Here is a 17,539-nt window from a genome sequence, read left to right as displayed (position 1 = left end):
TTTTCTTGTGGCTTGCAGCTTGAAGCTTGCAGCACATAATCCGCTACCAGACAACCTAACAGTTGTCGAGATATGGTTGCGCCGGTCCTTTGCGTATACTGCAAGCTATGTTCGCCCACACTGCTTTGCGCCAGCGTTGCGCCAAATGGCTCCTCGCAACCGGACTCTTTCTGCTGCTCGGTGCCTGCGTTGAAAAACCCAGCACCCTCGAGCGCGTGAAGGAGGACGGCGTGCTGCGCGTGATCACCCGCAACAGCCCGGCCACCTACTTCCAGGACCGCAACGGCGAAACCGGCTTCGAGTACGAACTTGTCCAGCATTTCGCCGATGATCTCGGCGTAAAACTGCAGATCGAAACCGCCGACAACCTCGACGAACTGTACGATTCGCTCGGCAAGCCCGCCGGCCCGGTGCTGGCCGCGGCCGGCCTGGTCAGCAGTGAACGGCGCAAGGCCCAGGTGAAATACTCGCATCCCTACCTGGAAGTCACCCCGCAGGTGGTCTATCGCAACGGCCGCCCACGCCCGACCGACGCCAAGGGCCTGGTCGGCAAGAAAATCATGGTGCTCAAGGGCAGCAGCCATGCCGACCTTCTGGCCGAGCTGAAAAAGCAGAACCCAGGCCTGGAATATGAAGAGTCCGATGCGGTCGAGGTGGTCGACCTGCTGCGCATGGTCGACGAAGGCCAGATCGACCTGACCCTGGTCGACTCCAACGAACTGGCGATGAACCAGGTGTACTTCCCCAACGTGCGGGTTGCCTTCGACGTGGGCGATACCCGTGATCAACGCTGGGCAGTCGCGGCCGGTGAAGACAACAGCCTGCTCAACGAAATCAATGAATTCCTCGACAAGGCGCAGAAAAACGGCACCCTGCAGCGCTTGAAGGACCGCTACTACGGCCATGTCGATGTTCTGGGCTACGTGGGCGCCTACACCTTCGCCCAGCATCTGCAGCAGCGCCTGCCCAAGTACGAGAAGCACTTCAAGAGCTACGCCAAGGTCGAGCAGGTGGACTGGCGCCTGCTGGCCGCCATTGGTTACCAGGAATCGATGTGGCAACCGGAGGTAACCTCCAAGACCGGCGTACGCGGCCTGATGATGCTGACCCAGCGCACCGCCCAGGCGATGGGCGTATCCAACCGCCTGGACCCGCGGCAGAGCATCCAGGGGGGCGCCAAGTACTTCATGAAAATCAAGGAAGAGCTCGACGACAGCATCAAGGAGCCAGACCGCACCTGGTTCGCCCTGGCTGCCTACAACGTCGGCAGCGGCCACCTGGAAGATGCCCGTACCCTGGCCAAGCGCGAAAAGCTCAACCCGAACAAGTGGCTGGACGTGAAGAAGATGCTGCCGCGCCTGTCGCAGAAACAGTGGTACCGGCAGACCAAGTACGGCTATGCCCGCGGTGGCGAGCCTGTGCACTTCGTGGCCAACATCCGCCGCTACTACGACATCCTCACCTGGGTCACCCAACCGCAGCTCGAAGGCCAGGTCGCCGAAGGCAACCTGCATGTGCCTGGTGTGAACAAGGACAAGCCTGCGGACCAGTCACCGCCGATGTGAGCCTGTAGCGGCCTGTTCGCGGGCACGCCCGCTCCCACAGGTCCACCACAAGCCTGAGGGAGTGGCATTAGTATGGGAGCGGGCGTGCCCGCGAACAGGTCGGCCCAGGCTAGCCCTTGGCCCGGCGGGCCTTGAAGAAGTCGCTGAGGATCTGCCCACACTCCTGCGCCAGCACCCCGCCCTCCACCATCACCCGGTGGTTGAGAAAGCCCTGGCCGAAGAACTGCCCCTGGCTTTGCACGATCCCCGCCTTGGGCTCCAGCGCGCCAAACACCACCCGCATCACCCGTGAATGTACGATCAGGCCTGCACACATGCTGCATGGTTCCAGCGTGACGTACAGGGTGCTGCCTGGCAGGCGGTAGTTGCTGGCCGCCTTGGCCGCCGCCCGAATCGCCACCATCTCGGCATGGGCACTGGGGTCGCTGTCGATGATCGGCCGGTTGAAGCCCTGGCCAATCACCTGGCCATGCTGCACCAGCACCGCCCCCACCGGTACCTCGCCCAGCGCTGCACCCTCGGCTGCCAGGGACAACGCCAGGCGCATGAATTCCTGATCGCGGCTGCGATCGATGATCTGCGGGCGCATCACACCACCGCGATAGCGGCCATCAGGCCGGTTTCCATGTGGTCGATGACGTGGCAGTGGAACATCCAGGTGCCGGGGTTATCCGCCACCAGGGCCACCTGCGCGCGCTCGTTCTTGCCCAGCAGGTAGGTGTCGGTGAACCACGGCTCCTTGATGTCGTGCCGGTTGGAGGCGATCACCTTGAAACTCATGCCATGCAGGTGGATCGGGTGCTGGTACTGGGTCATGTTCTTCAACTCGAAGATGTAGCTTTTGCCTTTTTGCAGCGTGGCGATGGGGCGGTCGGCGCAGGTCTTGTCGGTGATGTCCCAGGCTTGGCCGTTGATTTGCCAAAGGCTCGGTGGCTTGTCCTGGTCGGTGGTGACCGAAACCTTCGCCGCCCATTCGAAATTGAAGTTGAGCTTTTCGGCATTCTCCAGGTCCGGTTCGGCTATCGGGTTGGCCGGCAGCGCTGGCGGCCAGTCCCCCGGGGCATCGGTACTGGCCACCGAGCGCAGGGTGCCCAGGCGCACGAAGCCATCGCGCAGGGAAATTTCCTCCCCCGCCTGGGGAATGCGGATAGCCAGGCAGATGCGCATGCCAGGGCCGAGCCAGTACTCGTCCTCCAGGGGGCGAGGGGTCACCGGGTTACCATCGAGCGCGTAGATCCGGGCCTCGCAGTTGCCCTTGAGGTTCACCCGGTAAGTCCAGGTGTTGTCCAGGTTCAGCAGACGCACGCGCACCACCTGCCCGGCCGGCAGTTCGGTGACCGCGTCGGCCTGGCCATTGATGGTGATCAGGCGCCCGGCGGTGCCGTTGCGCGCGGCCTCGCGCGGGATACTGAACGGCAGCCAGCCACCCTCCTCGTCCACGTGCCAGTTCTTCAGGCTGAGTGTGCGCTCATGCCGGAAGCCGGTGGGCTCGCGCTCCTCGACGATCAGCGGGCCGACCAGGCCACGGCCCAGCTCTTCGGAACTGCTGACATGAGGGTGATACCAGTAGCTGCCCGCATCCGGTACGCGGAACTTGTAGTCGAAGTACTCGCCTGGCTTGACCGGCAGTTGCGACACATAAGGCACGCCGTCCATTTCCAGCGGCAGGCGGATACCGTGCCAGTGGATGGTGGTTTCCACCGGCAGGTGGTTGATGAAGCGCACGCGCAGCCAGGTGCCTTGGCGCACACGCAATTCGGTGCCCGGTGCAGAGGGCCCGAACGCCCAGGCCTCGGTCTTGAAGCCCGGCACCAGCTCGACGTCAAGCGGCGCGGCGATCAGCTCGTAGTCGTGGCCGGCGTTGTCGTCCTCGACCTTGCCCAGCCAGTAACGCGCCGCGCCACCGGCGCCCAGGCCAACCACAACCAGGCCGGTCAGGCCCTTGAGCATTTGTCGACGGGTGAAGGACATCGGTGCGGGTACCTCGTGTTCGGTGCGATCAAGCTGCCAGCCTCGGCTGACGATGAAGGGCGAATACGATACACCTGCAAATGGGAAATATTAAGTGAAGTCTCTAGAGACCCTGGCGTTCCGCTTCCACGGCGCCGCCACACAACTGATTGAACCACTGCCGGTCATGGTCGCCAGGTTGGCGCATGGCAGCCTGCAGCAGTGCACCGTCCAGCCTGACGCGAAGGTTGTCGAGGCGCGCAGCCAATGGCGGATGGGAGTCGAATGGATGGGGCATGGTCAGGCCCAGCACGTCCTCATCCAGGCGCAACGGCACGCGCTGCAAATGCCGGGGCAACGCTGCCAGCAGGCCTTGGCCGCCGCACTCGTGCAGCAAGGCATCGACCATGCTGCCCAGGGCGATCGCCCGCAACAACGCCTGCATGAACAGCTCCGGCCCGGCCACTTCGGCACCGGCCCGGTCAGCCAGCAATTCCTGCTCACGCCCCCAGTGATGGACCGCGACCTGAAAATGGTGCAGGAACTGACCGGCTGCCCATACCACCGGGCGAGCGACCCAGGCGGCGCCGCGCTCAGCGTCGACCAGGGTCGAGAACTGGGCGCACATCAAGCTGAAGCGTGCGTTGGTCGCACTGCCCTGCTCCGTGTCGCGGCTGCGAAAATGGCCAAGCTCATGGCCAATGATCGCGGCGGCTTCCCGCTGGCTCAAGGCGCCGAGACACGGTAACGACAGATACAAGGTTCGGCCATTGAGTACCGACTGACAGGGCTGCAGCACGACTGGAACGCTGGTGACGAAAAAGCTTTGGTCGATGCCGACCACGATATTGTCCGGTACTGGCGCATGCAACTGCGCGGCCAGGCCCTCGACCCATTGCCAGAGCGCCGAAGCCCCCTGCCGGTGAAGCTGTCGGCCGAGAAAGCTCGCCTTCGACGCCCCGATGCGCGGCCATTGCTGGCGCATTCGCCAGGCGGTACGCAGGCACACGAGCAGTAATGACGCCAGCGGCAGCACCACGATCAGCACGGTAACCCCGCCCTGTGCCGCATGGCTGAAGCCGGCGCTGACTTCATACAGCAGCAGAAGGCCCAACGAGCCAGCCAGCAGCCCCATGTAGACGCTTAGCCAACGCCCCAGCACCCGCCAGCTGGCGGTCATGCGCTGGTGCAGGTAATGCGCCGAGCGCAAGGCCCGCCAGGCGTCGTACCTGAGCCTGAGCCAAGCGCCGATGCCAGCGACCAGCGCGCCCCATGCCAGCCAGCCGCCGACACCGGCCAGCGTTCTACGCACGCTAAGCCAGTGGCGGTCGGTATCGAGCTCATCCAACTGCCGTTGCAGCACTTCACGCGTGTCCAGGCGCCCTGCCAGTTCCTTGCGCGCCGCCCAAGGCAGTGTGCGCAACAAGTCCTCGCTGGGCGTTGCCAGCCACTGCCGGATGATCCCCGCCTGCTCTTGCGCCGTCTCGGCCCGCCATTGCTGCACGCCGCCCCAGCCGACCAGCAGCAACGGCAACAGCAGCATGACCAGGCCCCAAGCCAGGCGCCTCATTGCAGCGCCCCGCTATACATCTACCTGCATCAACTCCAGTTGCCGTTGTGCATGGGCCGCATTGCGGTAGGCCGCCAACAGCTCGAGCACTTCGTCGTTCCCCAGCTTGCGACCCTTCAAGGCCAGGCCGGCAGACATGATGCGAATCTGCGGTCGCGGCTTTTTCAGGGCCATCGCCTGGTTTCCGAAAAACTGCAGCTTGACCACGCGATGCTTAGGGAGCGCAGCTTCGCTGCTCATCTCCAGCGTCTGTACCATGACCAGGCCTTCGTCCTTGACCGCGATGTCCTCGACTTCAGCCATGTCGACAGGGGCGTCCAGGGTATCGACGAACAGCTGTCGGCGAGTCAGGCGCATGAACACCTGCGTGCCCGCGTTGCGGTGCTGCCAGGTCACCACTGCCGCCATGCACACCACGAACAGCACCAGTGCGACCGCGCCCAGGCGTTGCGGGTTGAACGTGGTGACCAGCAGAATCAGGGCGCCCACCAGCAGTATCGGCCCCCAGACCTTGTAACGCCGGGAGTTGGTAAATTCGCTTTGCTCCGGGACGCGCTCGATTACCTGTTTGAGTTCGGCAACCACCCGCTCGCGCTGGGCGGCACGGGCTTGCTCATAGTCTTCGCCAAGCGCGCCGGAAAGGTCGGCCAGCGGTTCGTCGGGTTTAGCCATGATCAGATGTGCTCCCCGTTCACTGCTGCTTGGCCAGGTAATCGGTCAGAAAAGCCTGCGAATCACCTTGGCGCGACAGCCCCTCGGAGTAGCCAACCGGCAACGGTTGCGGCTCACCCGGCAGGTAGAGCTCGCCGCCCCAGCCGCCCTGCACGATCAACACGACAAACTTGTTGCCATCGACCGTCGTCCAGTAGCGGGTGTCCTTGGCGGTTTTCTCGACCTGCATTTTCTGAATGCGCATGTTCCAGTCGTGATCGACGCCTTCGACCTGGACCAGCGCCTCATTGGCGGCCCGCTCGCCAATGCGCAGCGTCCATACCTTGACGCCCTCGGTGCCCATATAGGCCTTGACCTGTTCGGCTACTGCAGGCCGTTGTTCGGCATGTGCCTGGCCTAGCCAAAGCGTGAGCGATGCCACCAGCAAGGCAGCCCATTTACGATAAGCGAACATTTTTTCCACCATGATGCGAAACGATCGATCATTGAAGACAGCTACGCCGGCACTGCCAACCCCTGTGGCCGGTTCGCACAAAAGATGAACCGCCGCGCACAATGGCTGTTGCCAAAAATGTGCGCGCGTTACCATTTATGCTCATGCCGCCGCCAACCAAGGACGTAGCGCCCATGCGATCGACCAGCCCCTACCTGGACACCTCCTTTTCCTTCGACAGCCCCGGCTCGCTGGCCGACGCCGGCGTGCTGGACAGCGGCAAGGCGCAAATCATGGGGCGTGCAACCGGGCATTATCGGGCGCAGACCGTGCACGCGGGGCTGCAGTACTTCGATTGCAACCTGCAGTTTCCCGAACCGTTGCAAATCGACAAACTGCTGCCGCAAAGCCTGTGCGTCGTCCACGTGTTCGACGGTGCCTGGCAGCACAAGGTCGACGGCACGCTCAACCATTACGCCCCCGGCCACTTGCACCTGCTGGGCCTGGGCGAAAGCCTGGAAGCGCAGGACCAGTTGCCTGCTGACAGCCATGCGCGCATGGCTGGCGTGCGCATTGCCGGCGACTACCTGCATGAGCTGGCGCGGGACGATGCGCAATTGCTACCCCTGCTGGCCTTGACCGCAGACGGCATGCGCTTCGATCAACTCCCCCAATGCCCCGCCGTCAGCCGCTTGCTGCAGCAGCTGTACCTGTCACCCTATACCGGTGGGCTACGGCGCCTGCATTGCGAAAGCCTGAGCGTGGCCGTGGTGCTGGAGCTGGCGCGCCACTTGATCGGCCCTGTACAAGGCACGAAAAACCCGGACCGCGGGCTGCGCGACCTGGTCATCGAAGCGCGGCGCCTGCTCGACACCCAATTGGCCACCCCACCCACCGCCGCCAGCCTTGCACGCCAACTGGGCGTGGGCGAGACCACCTTGCGCCGGGCGTTCCGCGACGAATTCGGCCGGCCAATGCTGCAGTACGTGCGCCAGCAACGCCTGGAGCAGGCCCGCACCCTGCTGCTGGAAAGGCGCTGGCAGGTGTCGCAGGTGGCCTACCAGGTCGGTTATGCCAACCCTGCCAATTTCTGCCATGCCTACAAGGCCTATTTCGGCCACCCGCCTGGCAGCGAATAGCAGTTTTTCCCAGGCAAAAGAAAAGGGCCTGCAATGCGGCCCTTTTCGTTCAACGCCAGAGAGGGATCATTCCCACTCAATCGTCGCCGGCGGCTTGCTCGACACGTCATAGGTCACGCGCGAGATGCCGTCGATTTCATTGATGATACGGCCGCTGACGGTTTCCAGCAGCTCGTACGGCAGGTGTGCCCAACGCGCGGTCATGAAGTCCACGGTCTCCACGGCACGCAGGGCCACGACCCAGGCGTAGCGACGGCCGTCGCCGACGACGCCGACCGACTTGACCGGCTGGAACACCACGAAGGCCTGGCTGGTCTTGTGGTACCAGTCGGCTTTGCGCAGCTCTTCGATGAAGATGTGGTCGGCACGACGCAGGATGTCGGCGTATTCCTTCTTCACTTCACCAAGGATACGCACACCCAGGCCTGGGCCCGGGAACGGGTGGCGGTAGACCATGTCGTACGGCAGGCCCAGCTCCAGGCCGATCTTGCGCACTTCGTCCTTGAACAGTTCACGCAGCGGCTCGACCAGCTTGAGGTTCATTTCCTCCGGCAGGCCACCGACGTTGTGGTGCGACTTGATCACGTGGGCCTTGCCGCTCTTGGCGCCAGCCGACTCGATCACGTCCGGGTAGATGGTGCCCTGGGCAAGGAACTGGATGTTTTCCAGCTTGCTGGCCTCGGCATCGAACACGTCGATGAAGGTGCGGCCGATGATCTTGCGCTTCTTCTCCGGGTCGGCTTCGCCTTCCAGGTTGTCGAGGAACTGCTTCTCAGCGTCGGCGCGAATGACCTTGACGCCCATGTTCTCCTTGAACATGGCCATCACCTGGTCACCTTCGTGCAGGCGCAGCAGGCCGTTGTCGACAAATACGCAGGTCAGCTGGTCGCCGATGGCGCGGTGCAGCAGCGCGGCAACCACCGAGCTGTCGACGCCGCCAGACAGGCCCAGCAGAACGTTGGCCGAACCCACTTGTGCACGCACCTGGGCGATGGCGTCTTCAACGATGTTGGATGGGGTCCACAGGGCCTCGCAGCCACAGATGTCCTGCACGAAGCGGGACAGGATGCGACCGCCCTGCTTGGTGTGGGTCACTTCCGGGTGGAACTGCACACCGTAGTAGCCGCGGGTGTCGTCGAACATGCCGGCGATCGGGCAGCTTGGGGTGCTGGCCAATACATGGAAATTGCCCGGCATCTGGGTGACCTTGTCGCCGTGGCTCATCCACACGTCCAGGCCCAGTACGCCGTCAGCGTCGATGTGATCTTCGATGCCGTCGAGCAGGCGGCTCTTGCCGACCACGTCCACGCGGGCATAACCGAACTCACGCAGGTCGGAACCTTCGACCTTGCCGCCCATCTGTTCGGCCATGGTCTGCATGCCGTAGCAGATGCCCAGCACCGGCACGTTCAGGTCGAACACTGCCTGCGGCGCGCGCGGGCTATTGGCTTCGTGGACCGACTCGGGGCCGCCGGCGAGGATGATGCCGCGCGGGTTGAATTCGCGGATCGCTTCATCGTCCATGTCGAACGGGTGCAGCTCGCAGTACACGCCGATCTCGCGCACGCGGCGGGCAATCAGCTGGGTGTACTGGGAACCGAAATCGAGGATCAGGATGCGGTGAGCGTGAATGTCGAGGGCCATGACTCAATCTCTGATGCAGTTGCAAGCGTCAAGCCGCAAGCTGCAAGTTGATCGGGGAGAACGCGGTAGTCGCTGCAGCGCAACTACCGCTTGTAGCTTTAAGCTTGTCGCTTACCGCTGGGGGCGTTAGCCGACGCGGTAGTTAGGGGCTTCTTTGGTGATCTGCACGTCATGCACGTGGGACTCGGCCATGCCGGCGCCGGTGATGCGTACGAACTCCGGCTTGGTGCGCATCTCTTCGATGGTTGCGCTGCCGGTGTAGCCCATGGACGAACGCAGGCCGCCCATCAGTTGGTGGATGATCGCCGCCAGCGCACCTTTGTACGGCACACGGCCTTCGATGCCTTCCGGTACCAGCTTCTCGGCACCGGCCGAGGAGTCCTGGAAGTAACGGTCGGACGAGCCTTGCGCCTGTGCCATGGCACCCAGCGAGCCCATGCCGCGGTAGGCTTTGTAGGAACGGCCCTGGAACAGCTCGACTTCACCTGGCGCCTCTTCGGTACCGGCGAACATCGAACCCATCATCACGCAGGAAGCACCGGCTACGATGGCCTTGGACAGGTCACCAGAGAAGCGGATGCCGCCGTCGGCGATCAGTGGCACACCGGTGCCTTCCAGTGCAGCGGCAACGTTGGCGATGGCGCTGATTTGCGGCACGCCGACGCCTGCAACGATACGGGTGGTGCAGATAGAGCCCGGGCCGATACCGACCTTGACCGCGTCAGCGCCGGCTTCGGCCAGGGCCTTGGCCGCAGCGCCGGTGGCGATGTTGCCGCCGATCACCTGCACCTGCGGGTAGGTTTCCTTCACCCAGCGCACGCGGTCGATCACACCCTTGGAGTGACCGTGGGCAGTGTCGACCACCACCACGTCAACCCCGGCAGCAACCAGGGCGGCTACGCGCTCGCCGGTGTCCTTGCCAGTGCCGACGGCAGCGCCGACGCGCAGGCGACCTTGGTCGTCCTTGCTGGCCAGCGGGTAGGCCTTGGCCTTTTCGATGTCCTTGACGGTCATCATGCCCTTGAGGTTGAACTTGTCGTCAACGATCAGGACTTTTTCCAGGCGGTGCTTGTGCAGCAGCTCGCGCACTTCGTTCTTGTCGGCGCCTTCGCGCACCGTGACCAGGCGCTCTTTTGGCGTCATCACGTCGCGGACCTTGGCGTCCAGGCGGTTTTCGAAGCGCACGTCACGGGAAGTGACGATGCCGACCAGGTCACCGTTGGCCAGCACTGGCACGCCGGAGATGTTGTTCAGGCGGGTCAGCTCGAACAGGTCGCGCACGGTAGCGTCGGCGTCGATGGTGATCGGGTCCTTGACCACGCCAGCCTCGAACTTCTTGACCTTGCGAACTTCGCCGGCCTGCTGCTCGATGGTCATGTTCTTGTGGATGATGCCGATGCCGCCTTCCTGAGCCATGGCAATGGCCAGGCGCGCTTCGGTCACGGTATCCATGGCGGCGGAAACCAGCGGAATGTTCAGCTCGATGCCACGAGTCAAACGGGTCTTGAGACTGACTTCATTGGGCAGTACCTCGGAATAGCCAGGTACAAGGAGGATATCGTCGAAGGTCAGGGCTTCTTGGCTGATACGCAGCATCGCGGGGGCTCCCGGGCGGGAAAAATGGAAGCGCGCCATTATACTCATGCACGGCGCGCCGCTCAATGTAAATCAAGCTTCAAGTTACAAGCGGCAAGCTACGAGAGTCGTCAGGCATACAGGCCGCTTTTTCTTGAAGCTTGCGACTCAAGGCTTGCAACTGACTTGCACCACCGTCACCGGCTGATCGAGCCAGTCGGCGAAGCTGTCGAGAAAGGCCTGGGTAAACCCGGCCTCGCCCCAGTTGTTGAAGATGAACCCCAGGTTGGAAAAGGCACATGGCTGCAGGTAAATGAAGCCATTGATGTCATCTTCGAAGCCGCACAGCGGGCAGGTGAAGTTGTCACTGACCGCCGGCATCCATTCTTCCAGGCTTTCGAACAGCGGCTCGCCCACCTCGCGCCGGCACTGCGGGCAGCCGGCTTCTTCAAGAAACCCTTCGGTGGGGGTATAAATGCAACGCTTGAGCACCACTTCCAGGCCGTTGGTCTGCTCGCCAAAAGGCAACAACTCAGGCCGCAGGGCTACCTTGCGGGCGCCTGCAGCCAGGGCGTGGCCCATGCGGTTGCCGGTACGGCCACAGGTGCTCAGCTGCTCCTCGACCACTTTCTCGCGTACCAGCCAGCGCACGATGGCACGGGCGCGGGCTTCGTGCACCGGCACGGTAGACAGCTTGGGAACGATAATGCTCTGGGTGTTCATGAACGGTACAAGCCTGCAAAACTGCGGTAAGGGCGCAATTCTACCGCTCAGGCGCCGAGGTAGCGACCGATCAGCGCCAAGCCGCTGGCCAGCACCAGCCAGGTGACCAGGCGCACAAAGGCTTCGCGCGACAGCCTGTGGGTCAGCCCACGGCCGACCCACAAGCCGATGAACATGACCGGCAGCAGGCATGCAGCCAGCAAGAGCAGGCTCTGGTCGGCGTAAACACCGGCGACCAGGAACAATGCCAGGCGCACCACCGTGCTGCAGCTGATCAGCGCGCTCTGGGTGGCGCGCACCTGTTCCTTTCGTTCCAGGCGTGCACTCAGGTACAGCGCATAAAGAAAACCGCCGCTGCCGAACAGCGCCCCGAACAGCCCGCCTGCCGTACCCATTGGCACTGCCCAGAAACCCGACAGGTTCGCCGGCCGTACTCTGACCGCCAGGCTATACAGCGCGTAGGCCGTAACGAACAGGCCCATCAACAGCAACAGCACGTCAGACTGCAAACGCAGCAGGAACACCACGCCCAACGTGCAGCCCAGGGCCATGAACGGCAACAGCCGCAGCAACTCGCCGCGCACCACATCACGGCGCGAAGGCAGCAGGTTGCCGAAGGCGGCGACAAAATCGAGCAACACCAGTAGCGGAATGATTCGTGACAACGGCATGAAATGGATCAGCACCGGGCCCGCCACCAGGGCCGTGCCGACACCGGCAATGCCAAAGACGACGTAGGCCACGCCGACGCCGAGCAGGATGGGCAGCCAGTCAAGGCCGGTGAGCGACAGTTCAGTGAGCATGGCAGCAGTTCCAGGGAGCATAGGCAAAGGTTAGCCAGCTGAGAGCCATGCCGACTAATATGGCTTTATCGCCAAAGCCATCTCGAAAAGGCATGACATGACGTCCATCCGCCAGTTGCGTTACTTCGTGGAAATCGCCGAGTGCGGCAGCTTCAGCGGTGCCGCTGAACGCCTGTTCATCGCGCAGTCGGCACTCAGCCGGCAGATCAAGGAGCTGGAAGAGCAACTGGGCACGCCATTGTTCGAGCGCACCGCCCGCCTGCCGCGCCTGACCCCGGCCGGCCAGGCGTTGCTGGAGCGGGCACGGCGCCTGCTGGCCGACCTGGCGCAGGCAGAGCGGGTGACCCGCGATATTGGCCAAGGGTTGCAAGGCAGCTTGCGCCTGAACCACTCCAGCACCGTCCCGTTGACCGGCCCGCTGCTGGCGCGTTTGAGCGGTTACCTGCACGCTAACCCGGGGGTTGCACTGGACATCGCCCAGCAGTCGTCGGAGGCCCAACTGGAAGACATCGCGGCGGGGCGGCTGGATATCGGCCTGTTGCGCTTGCCGGTGCTTCGCCAGCATGAAGGCGTGGTGCTGCATGAACTGTTCAGCGAGCCCTTGCTGCTTGCGGTGGCGGCCGGGCATCCGTTGGCCGGTGTGGCGCAGGTGGCGCTGCAGCAGTTGCGCGACGAGCGCTTCATTTCCATTCCGCACCGTGAGCGCGGCGGGCTGAGCTACCTGGCAGCCTCGTTGTGCATGGATGCGGGCTTTTTCCCGCAGGCGGCGCAGGTGCTGTCGCGCAAAACGACCCAGTTGCAGCTGATCCAGGCAGGTTTTGGCGTGGCGCTGCTGCCGCAATGCATGCGCGACATTGCGCCGGCCTCTATCAGTTTCGTCACCCTGGAGGGGGGCCGGGAAAGCACCGTGGCCCTGGCGTGCCGGCGCGATGCAGAGCAATTGGTGCGCCAGTTCGTGGCCGCGATGAAAGATCACGGCTAGCCCGCAACGCCCGGTAGGGTATGATGCCGGCCATGATCAGAGACCCTTTCGAACGACTCGGCCTGGACCGCGAGGTCCTGACGGTCAGCCAACTCAACGGCCGCGCACGCGTGCTGCTCGAGGACGTGTTCCGCAGCGTGTGGGTGGAAGGCGAGATTTCCAACCTCGCCCGCCCGGCGTCTGGCCACATGTACTTCACCCTCAAGGACAGCGGTGCCCAGGTACGCTGCGCCCTGTTCCGGCAGAGCGCCACGCGGGTGCGCCAAGCGCTGCGCGATGGCCTGGCGGTGCGGGTGCGGGGCAAGGTTTCGCTGTTCGAGGGCCGGGGTGATTATCAGCTGATTCTCGACACCGTCGAGCCGGCGGGGGATGGCGCGCTGCGCCTGGCATTCGAGGCCTTGAAGGAAAAGCTCGGTGCCGAAGGGCTGTTCAGCGCCGAACGCAAGAAACCCTTGCCTGCCCACCCGCAACGCATTGGTGTCATCACCTCCCCCTCCGGCGCGGTGATCCGCGACATCATCAGTGTGTTCGGCCGCCGCGCCCCGCAGGTGGAACTGAACCTGATACCCACGGCGGTACAGGGCCGCGAGGCCATCGCACAGATCGTGCGTGCCATCCGCCTGGCCGACGGCCTTGGCTTCGATGCGCTGATCCTGGCCCGTGGTGGCGGCTCGCTGGAAGACCTGTGGTGCTTCAACGAAGAAGCCGTAGCCCGCGCCGTGGCTGCCTGCGTCACACCGATTGTCAGCGCAGTCGGCCATGAGACCGATGTGTCCATCAGCGACTTCGTGGCAGACGTTCGCGCCCCCACTCCGTCTGCCGCCGCAGAGCTGCTGGCGCCCGACAGCAGTGGTATTCGCCAACGCCTGGACGGGCTGCAGCGGCGCTTGTTGCTGCGCATGCAGAACCGCCTGAGCCATGACCGCCTGCGCCTGGACTCGCTGACCAGGCGCCTGCGCCACCCAGGTGAGCGCTTGCGTCAGCAGGCCCAGCGCCTGGACGACCTGGACATGCGCCTGCGCCGGGCGTTCCTGATCAGCCTCAACCAGCGCCGTGAGCGTTTGGCGCGGGCAGAAACCCGCCTGGCTGCGCAACACCCGGGGCGCAACCTGAAACTGCTGGCCCAGCGCCTGGACAGCCTGGCCGAGCGCCTGCCACGGGCCATGCGCGAACTGCTCAAGGACCGCCGCCAGCGCTTCCAGGCCCAGTTGCAGACGCTGCAGGTGGTCAGCCCGCTGGCCACACTGGCGCGCGGCTACAGCATCCTGCTCGACGACCACGGCCAGGCGATTCGCAGCGCCGAACAGACCCGCAACGGCCAACGCCTTACGGCACGCCTGGACCAGGGCGAGCTGCTGGTGCGCGTGGAAGACAATCACCTGACTCCGGTCACCCTTTCGCTATTGGACTGACACATGCCCCGCCTGCTTGCCTCCCTGTTCGCCCTTTCCCTGTTACTGCTGGCCGGCGGCGCCCAGGCCAGTTACATCACGCGTGCGCTGAACAAGCCGGTGCCCGGCGGCGTGGCGGTGGTCAACCTCGGCCCTGCCGCCAGCGCCCCCGAAGCGCGCTTCGACGGCAAGCCGGTGCTGGTGGTCAAGGAGCAGGAGAACTGGTTGGCCATTGTCGGAATCCCGCTGACCCAGAAGCCGGGTACTGCCCTGCTCAGCCAAGGCGGGCGCAACCTGCCGTTCAGCGTGGGTAGCAAAAAGTACCCCGAACAGCGCATTACCCTGAAGAACACCCGCCAGGTCAACCCGAACCCCGCCGACCTCAAGCGCATCGACCGCGAGCTGGCTGAGCAGATCAAGGCCTACCGCAGTTTCAGCCCTGCCCTGCCCAGCAACCTGATCCTCGACAAGCCGGTCAACGGCCCGTTGTCGAGCAAGTTCGGCGTGCGTCGCTTTTTCAATGGCGAGGAACGCAACCCGCATGCCGGGCTGGACTTCGCGGTGCCGGCAGGTACGCCCATCAAGACCCCGGCCAATGGCAAGGTGATTCTGGTGGGGGATTACTTCTTCAATGGCCGCACGGTATTCGTGGACCACGGCCAGGGCTTCATCAGCATGTTCTGCCACATGTCGAAGATCGATGTGCAGGTGGGGCAGCAACTGCGCCGGGGCGAGGTAGTCGGGCGCGTGGGCTCAACCGGCCGGGCTACCGGGCCGCACATGCACTGGAACGTGAGCCTGAACGATGCGCGGGTGGATCCGGCGATTTTCATCGGCGCGTTTCAGCCCTGAGACCGCAGCGCCAGACTCGCCGACAAACCCCGCCTCCACAGCGTTCCAGCCCTGTGACAGTGCTGTGGAAGCTGGCTTGCCGGCGATGAGGCGAGAATTGGTCAACGGGGTTCCACTGTGTTGCGCCAGCTAAAACTACCGCGCAACAATGAACAACCCCACGGGTGAATCCAGCCATAAAATCTCGCTCATACGCTTTTTTTAAGCATTCCTCTCAATTTTTTCCGAACGCTTGCCATCCCCCACCCCACTGGTTAAGTTTGAAGGCATGAAAACCTTCAGCACCCTCATCCTGCTCCGACAACATCGCAGCCTCAGCCTGGTCAGCGCACGACTACCAGGCTGAATCGCGTCGCCTCGCCTCTTCATCTTGTTATCGCTCGGCAGGCCCGATTTCGGCCGCACACAAAAGGATTGCTTCCATGTCCATGCTCAAAGACCCTTCGAAAAAATACCGCGCCTTCCCGACTATCGACCTGCCTGACCGCACCTGGCCGTCGAAGACCATCACCGCAGCGCCCATCTGGTGCAGCTCCGACTTGCGTGATGGCAACCAGTCGCTGATCGAGCCGATGGATTCGGAGAAGAAACTGCGCTTCTGGAAGACCCTGGTCCAGGTGGGCGTGAAGGAAATCGAAGCGGCGTTCCCGTCTGCCTCGCAGACCGATTTCGACTTCGTGCGCACCCTGATCGAAGACGGCCACATCCCGGACGACACCACGATCCAGGTGCTCACCCAAGCCCGTGAAGACCTGATCGCGCGTACCTTCGAGTCGCTGCGTGGCGCGAAAAAGGCCATCGTCCACCTGTATAACGCCACCTCCCCCGCGTTCCGCCGCATTGTCTTCAACCAGGACAAGCAAGGCGTGAAAGACATCGCGGTGAACGCCGCCAAGCTGTTCGTCAAGTATGCCGCCCAGCAGCCCGAAACCCACTGGACCTTCCAGTACTCGCCAGAAACCTTCAGCGCGACGGAAATGGAATTCGCCAAGGAAGTGTGCGACGCGGTCATCGAGGTGTGGAACCCGACGCCAGAGCACAAGGTCATCCTCAACCTGCCGGCCACCGTGGAAGTCTCCACGCCGAACATCTACGCCGACCAGATCGAATGGTTCTGCCGCAATGTCAGCCGCCGCGACAGCGTGATCATCAGCCTGCATTGCCACAACGACCGTGGCACCGGCATTGCCGCCACCGAACTGGGCCTGATGGCCGGTGCCGATCGCGCCGAAGGCTGCCTGTTCGGCAACGGCGAGCGGACCGGTAACGTCGACTTGGTGACCTTGGCACTGAACCTGTACACCCAAGGTATCGACCCGCTGCTGGACTTCTCCGACATCGACGGCGTGCGCAAGGTGGTCGAAGAGTGCAACCAACTGCCCGTGCACCCACGCCACCCTTATGTCGGCGACCTGGTGCACACTGCGTTCTCCGGCTCGCACCAGGACGCCATCCGCAAAGGCTTCGCCAAGCAGCAGGAAGGCGAGCTGTGGGAAGTGCCGTACCTGCCGATCGACCCGGCCGATATCGGCCGCAGCTACGAGGCGGTCATCCGCGTCAACAGCCAGTCGGGCAAAGGCGGCATCACCTACCTGCTCGAGCAGGAGTACGGTATCAGCCTGCCGCGCCGCATGCAGATCGAGTTCAGCCAGGTTGTGCAGGGTGAAACCGACCGTTTGGGCCTGGAAATGACCGCTCAGCAAATCTACAGCCTGCTGCACAAGGAATACCTGCAGGCCAACGCGCCATACGCCCTGGTCAGCCACCGCCTGCAGGAAGAAAACGGCCATAGCGCCGTGGAAGTGGAAGTCGCCGGCGAAGGCGAAACCACCCTGCACTGGCGCGGCAAGGGCAATGGCGCCCTGGAGGCCCTGGTTGCCGGCCTGCCGGTTGCCGTGGAGATCATGGACTACAACGAGCACGCGATTGGTGCTGGCACCAACGCCAAGGCGGCGGCCTACATCGAGTTGCGCGTGGCCGGTGGCCGCCCGGTGCACGGTGTGGGTATCGACGAAAACATCACCACCGCCAGCTTCAAGGCACTGTTCAGCGCCCTGAACCGCTCGCTGAGCCAGCAGGAAGCCAAAGCGGCCTGAGCCCTGCCTGCTGAATGAGAAAGCCCGCATCGTTTGATGCGGGCTTTTTTGTTGGCCCTGTACTGGCCCTATCGCTGGCAAGCCAGCTCCCACGGGGATTGCATCAGGGCTGACAGGTGCTTGTCACAAGATATGCAGCGCCTG

Annotated in this window: 15 protein-coding genes; 6 read left to right on the top strand and 9 right to left on the bottom strand. The window is 63.5% G+C overall.

The window, feature by feature from the left end:
• The first annotated feature begins 107 nt into the window (after positions 1–107).
• Positions 108–1,565 (top strand): membrane-bound lytic murein transglycosylase MltF, encoded by a 1,458-nt coding sequence (mltF, locus tag B3361_RS17100; RefSeq protein WP_029885513.1) that lies wholly within the window; start codon positions 108–110, stop codon positions 1,563–1,565.
• A gap of 109 nt (positions 1,566–1,674) precedes the next feature.
• On the opposite strand, the gene tadA is transcribed toward mltF, so the two are convergent.
• The 5 genes from tadA to B3361_RS17075 all read right to left on the bottom strand — a co-directional run bounded on the left by tadA (position 1,675) and on the right by B3361_RS17075 (position 6,211).
• On the bottom strand, positions 1,675–2,154 hold the full coding sequence (tadA, locus tag B3361_RS17095) for a tRNA adenosine(34) deaminase TadA (RefSeq protein WP_029885514.1): 480 nt from the start codon (positions 2,152–2,154) through the stop codon (positions 1,675–1,677).
• Positions 2,154–3,536, bottom strand: a complete 1,383-nt coding sequence (locus B3361_RS17090; RefSeq protein ID WP_029885515.1) for a multicopper oxidase family protein — start codon at positions 3,534–3,536, stop codon at positions 2,154–2,156. Before B3361_RS17090 ends, tadA begins: the two co-directional genes overlap by 1 nt.
• 103 nt (positions 3,537–3,639) lie before the next feature.
• Positions 3,640–5,085: a M48 family metallopeptidase gene (locus B3361_RS17085; protein WP_029885516.1), complete on the bottom strand. Its 1,446-nt coding sequence runs from the start codon at positions 5,083–5,085 to the stop codon at positions 3,640–3,642.
• Positions 5,086–5,097: 12 nt separating this feature from the next.
• Positions 5,098–5,757, bottom strand: a complete 660-nt coding sequence (locus B3361_RS17080; protein WP_029885517.1) for a hypothetical protein — start codon at positions 5,755–5,757, stop codon at positions 5,098–5,100.
• A gap of 19 nt (positions 5,758–5,776) precedes the next feature.
• Positions 5,777–6,211, bottom strand: coding sequence for a hypothetical protein (locus B3361_RS17075; RefSeq protein ID WP_029885518.1), 435 nt, complete (start codon positions 6,209–6,211; stop codon positions 5,777–5,779).
• A gap of 173 nt (positions 6,212–6,384) precedes the next feature.
• Between B3361_RS17075 and B3361_RS17070 the strand changes: the two genes are divergently transcribed.
• Positions 6,385–7,329, top strand: a complete 945-nt coding sequence (locus B3361_RS17070; RefSeq protein WP_029885519.1) for a helix-turn-helix transcriptional regulator — start codon at positions 6,385–6,387, stop codon at positions 7,327–7,329.
• Between the two features lie 66 nt (positions 7,330–7,395).
• Here B3361_RS17070 and guaA read toward each other — a convergent pair whose 3' ends face one another.
• The 4 genes from guaA to B3361_RS17050 all read right to left on the bottom strand — a co-directional run bounded on the left by guaA (position 7,396) and on the right by B3361_RS17050 (position 12,074).
• Positions 7,396–8,973, bottom strand: coding sequence for a glutamine-hydrolyzing GMP synthase (gene guaA, locus B3361_RS17065; protein WP_009683420.1), 1,578 nt, complete (start codon positions 8,971–8,973; stop codon positions 7,396–7,398).
• A gap of 126 nt (positions 8,974–9,099) precedes the next feature.
• A complete protein-coding gene (gene guaB / locus B3361_RS17060) occupies positions 9,100–10,569 on the bottom strand; it encodes an IMP dehydrogenase (protein WP_003255025.1) in 1,470 nt (489 codons plus the stop codon).
• A gap of 147 nt (positions 10,570–10,716) precedes the next feature.
• Complete coding sequence (locus B3361_RS17055; RefSeq protein ID WP_029885520.1) at positions 10,717–11,271, bottom strand: hypothetical protein; 555 nt, start codon at positions 11,269–11,271, stop codon at positions 10,717–10,719.
• Between the two features lie 47 nt (positions 11,272–11,318).
• Entirely contained in the window at positions 11,319–12,074 is a 756-nt protein-coding gene (locus B3361_RS17050) for a sulfite exporter TauE/SafE family protein (RefSeq protein ID WP_286920285.1), read from the bottom strand.
• Positions 12,075–12,171: 97 nt separating this feature from the next.
• Here B3361_RS17050 and B3361_RS17045 point away from each other — a divergent pair, with 97 nt between their 5' ends.
• The 4 genes from B3361_RS17045 (at position 12,172) to leuA (ending at position 17,395) form a co-directional block, all read left to right on the top strand.
• On the top strand, positions 12,172–13,056 hold the full coding sequence (locus B3361_RS17045) for a LysR family transcriptional regulator (RefSeq protein WP_029885521.1): 885 nt from the start codon (positions 12,172–12,174) through the stop codon (positions 13,054–13,056).
• A 32-nt stretch (positions 13,057–13,088) separates the two neighbouring features.
• Positions 13,089–14,468 carry an exodeoxyribonuclease VII large subunit gene (xseA, locus tag B3361_RS17040; RefSeq protein ID WP_054905388.1) on the top strand — a complete coding sequence of 460 codons (1,380 nt, stop codon included), beginning with the start codon at positions 13,089–13,091 and terminating at the stop codon, positions 14,466–14,468.
• Positions 14,469–14,471: 3 nt separating this feature from the next.
• A complete protein-coding gene (locus B3361_RS17035; RefSeq protein WP_054905386.1) occupies positions 14,472–15,299 on the top strand; it encodes a M23 family metallopeptidase in 828 nt (275 codons plus the stop codon).
• 422 nt (positions 15,300–15,721) lie between these two features.
• On the top strand, positions 15,722–17,395 hold the full coding sequence (gene leuA, locus B3361_RS17030; protein WP_009683414.1) for a 2-isopropylmalate synthase: 1,674 nt from the start codon (positions 15,722–15,724) through the stop codon (positions 17,393–17,395).
• Positions 17,396–17,539 lie beyond the last annotated feature (144 nt).

The organism is Pseudomonas sp. UBA6699, assembly GCF_002454615.1.
Lineage (GTDB): Bacteria > Pseudomonadota > Gammaproteobacteria > Pseudomonadales > Pseudomonadaceae > Aquipseudomonas > Aquipseudomonas juntendi.
Note: the sequence above shows the minus strand (reverse complement) of the source record. Positions and strands in the feature narration are given on the sequence as shown.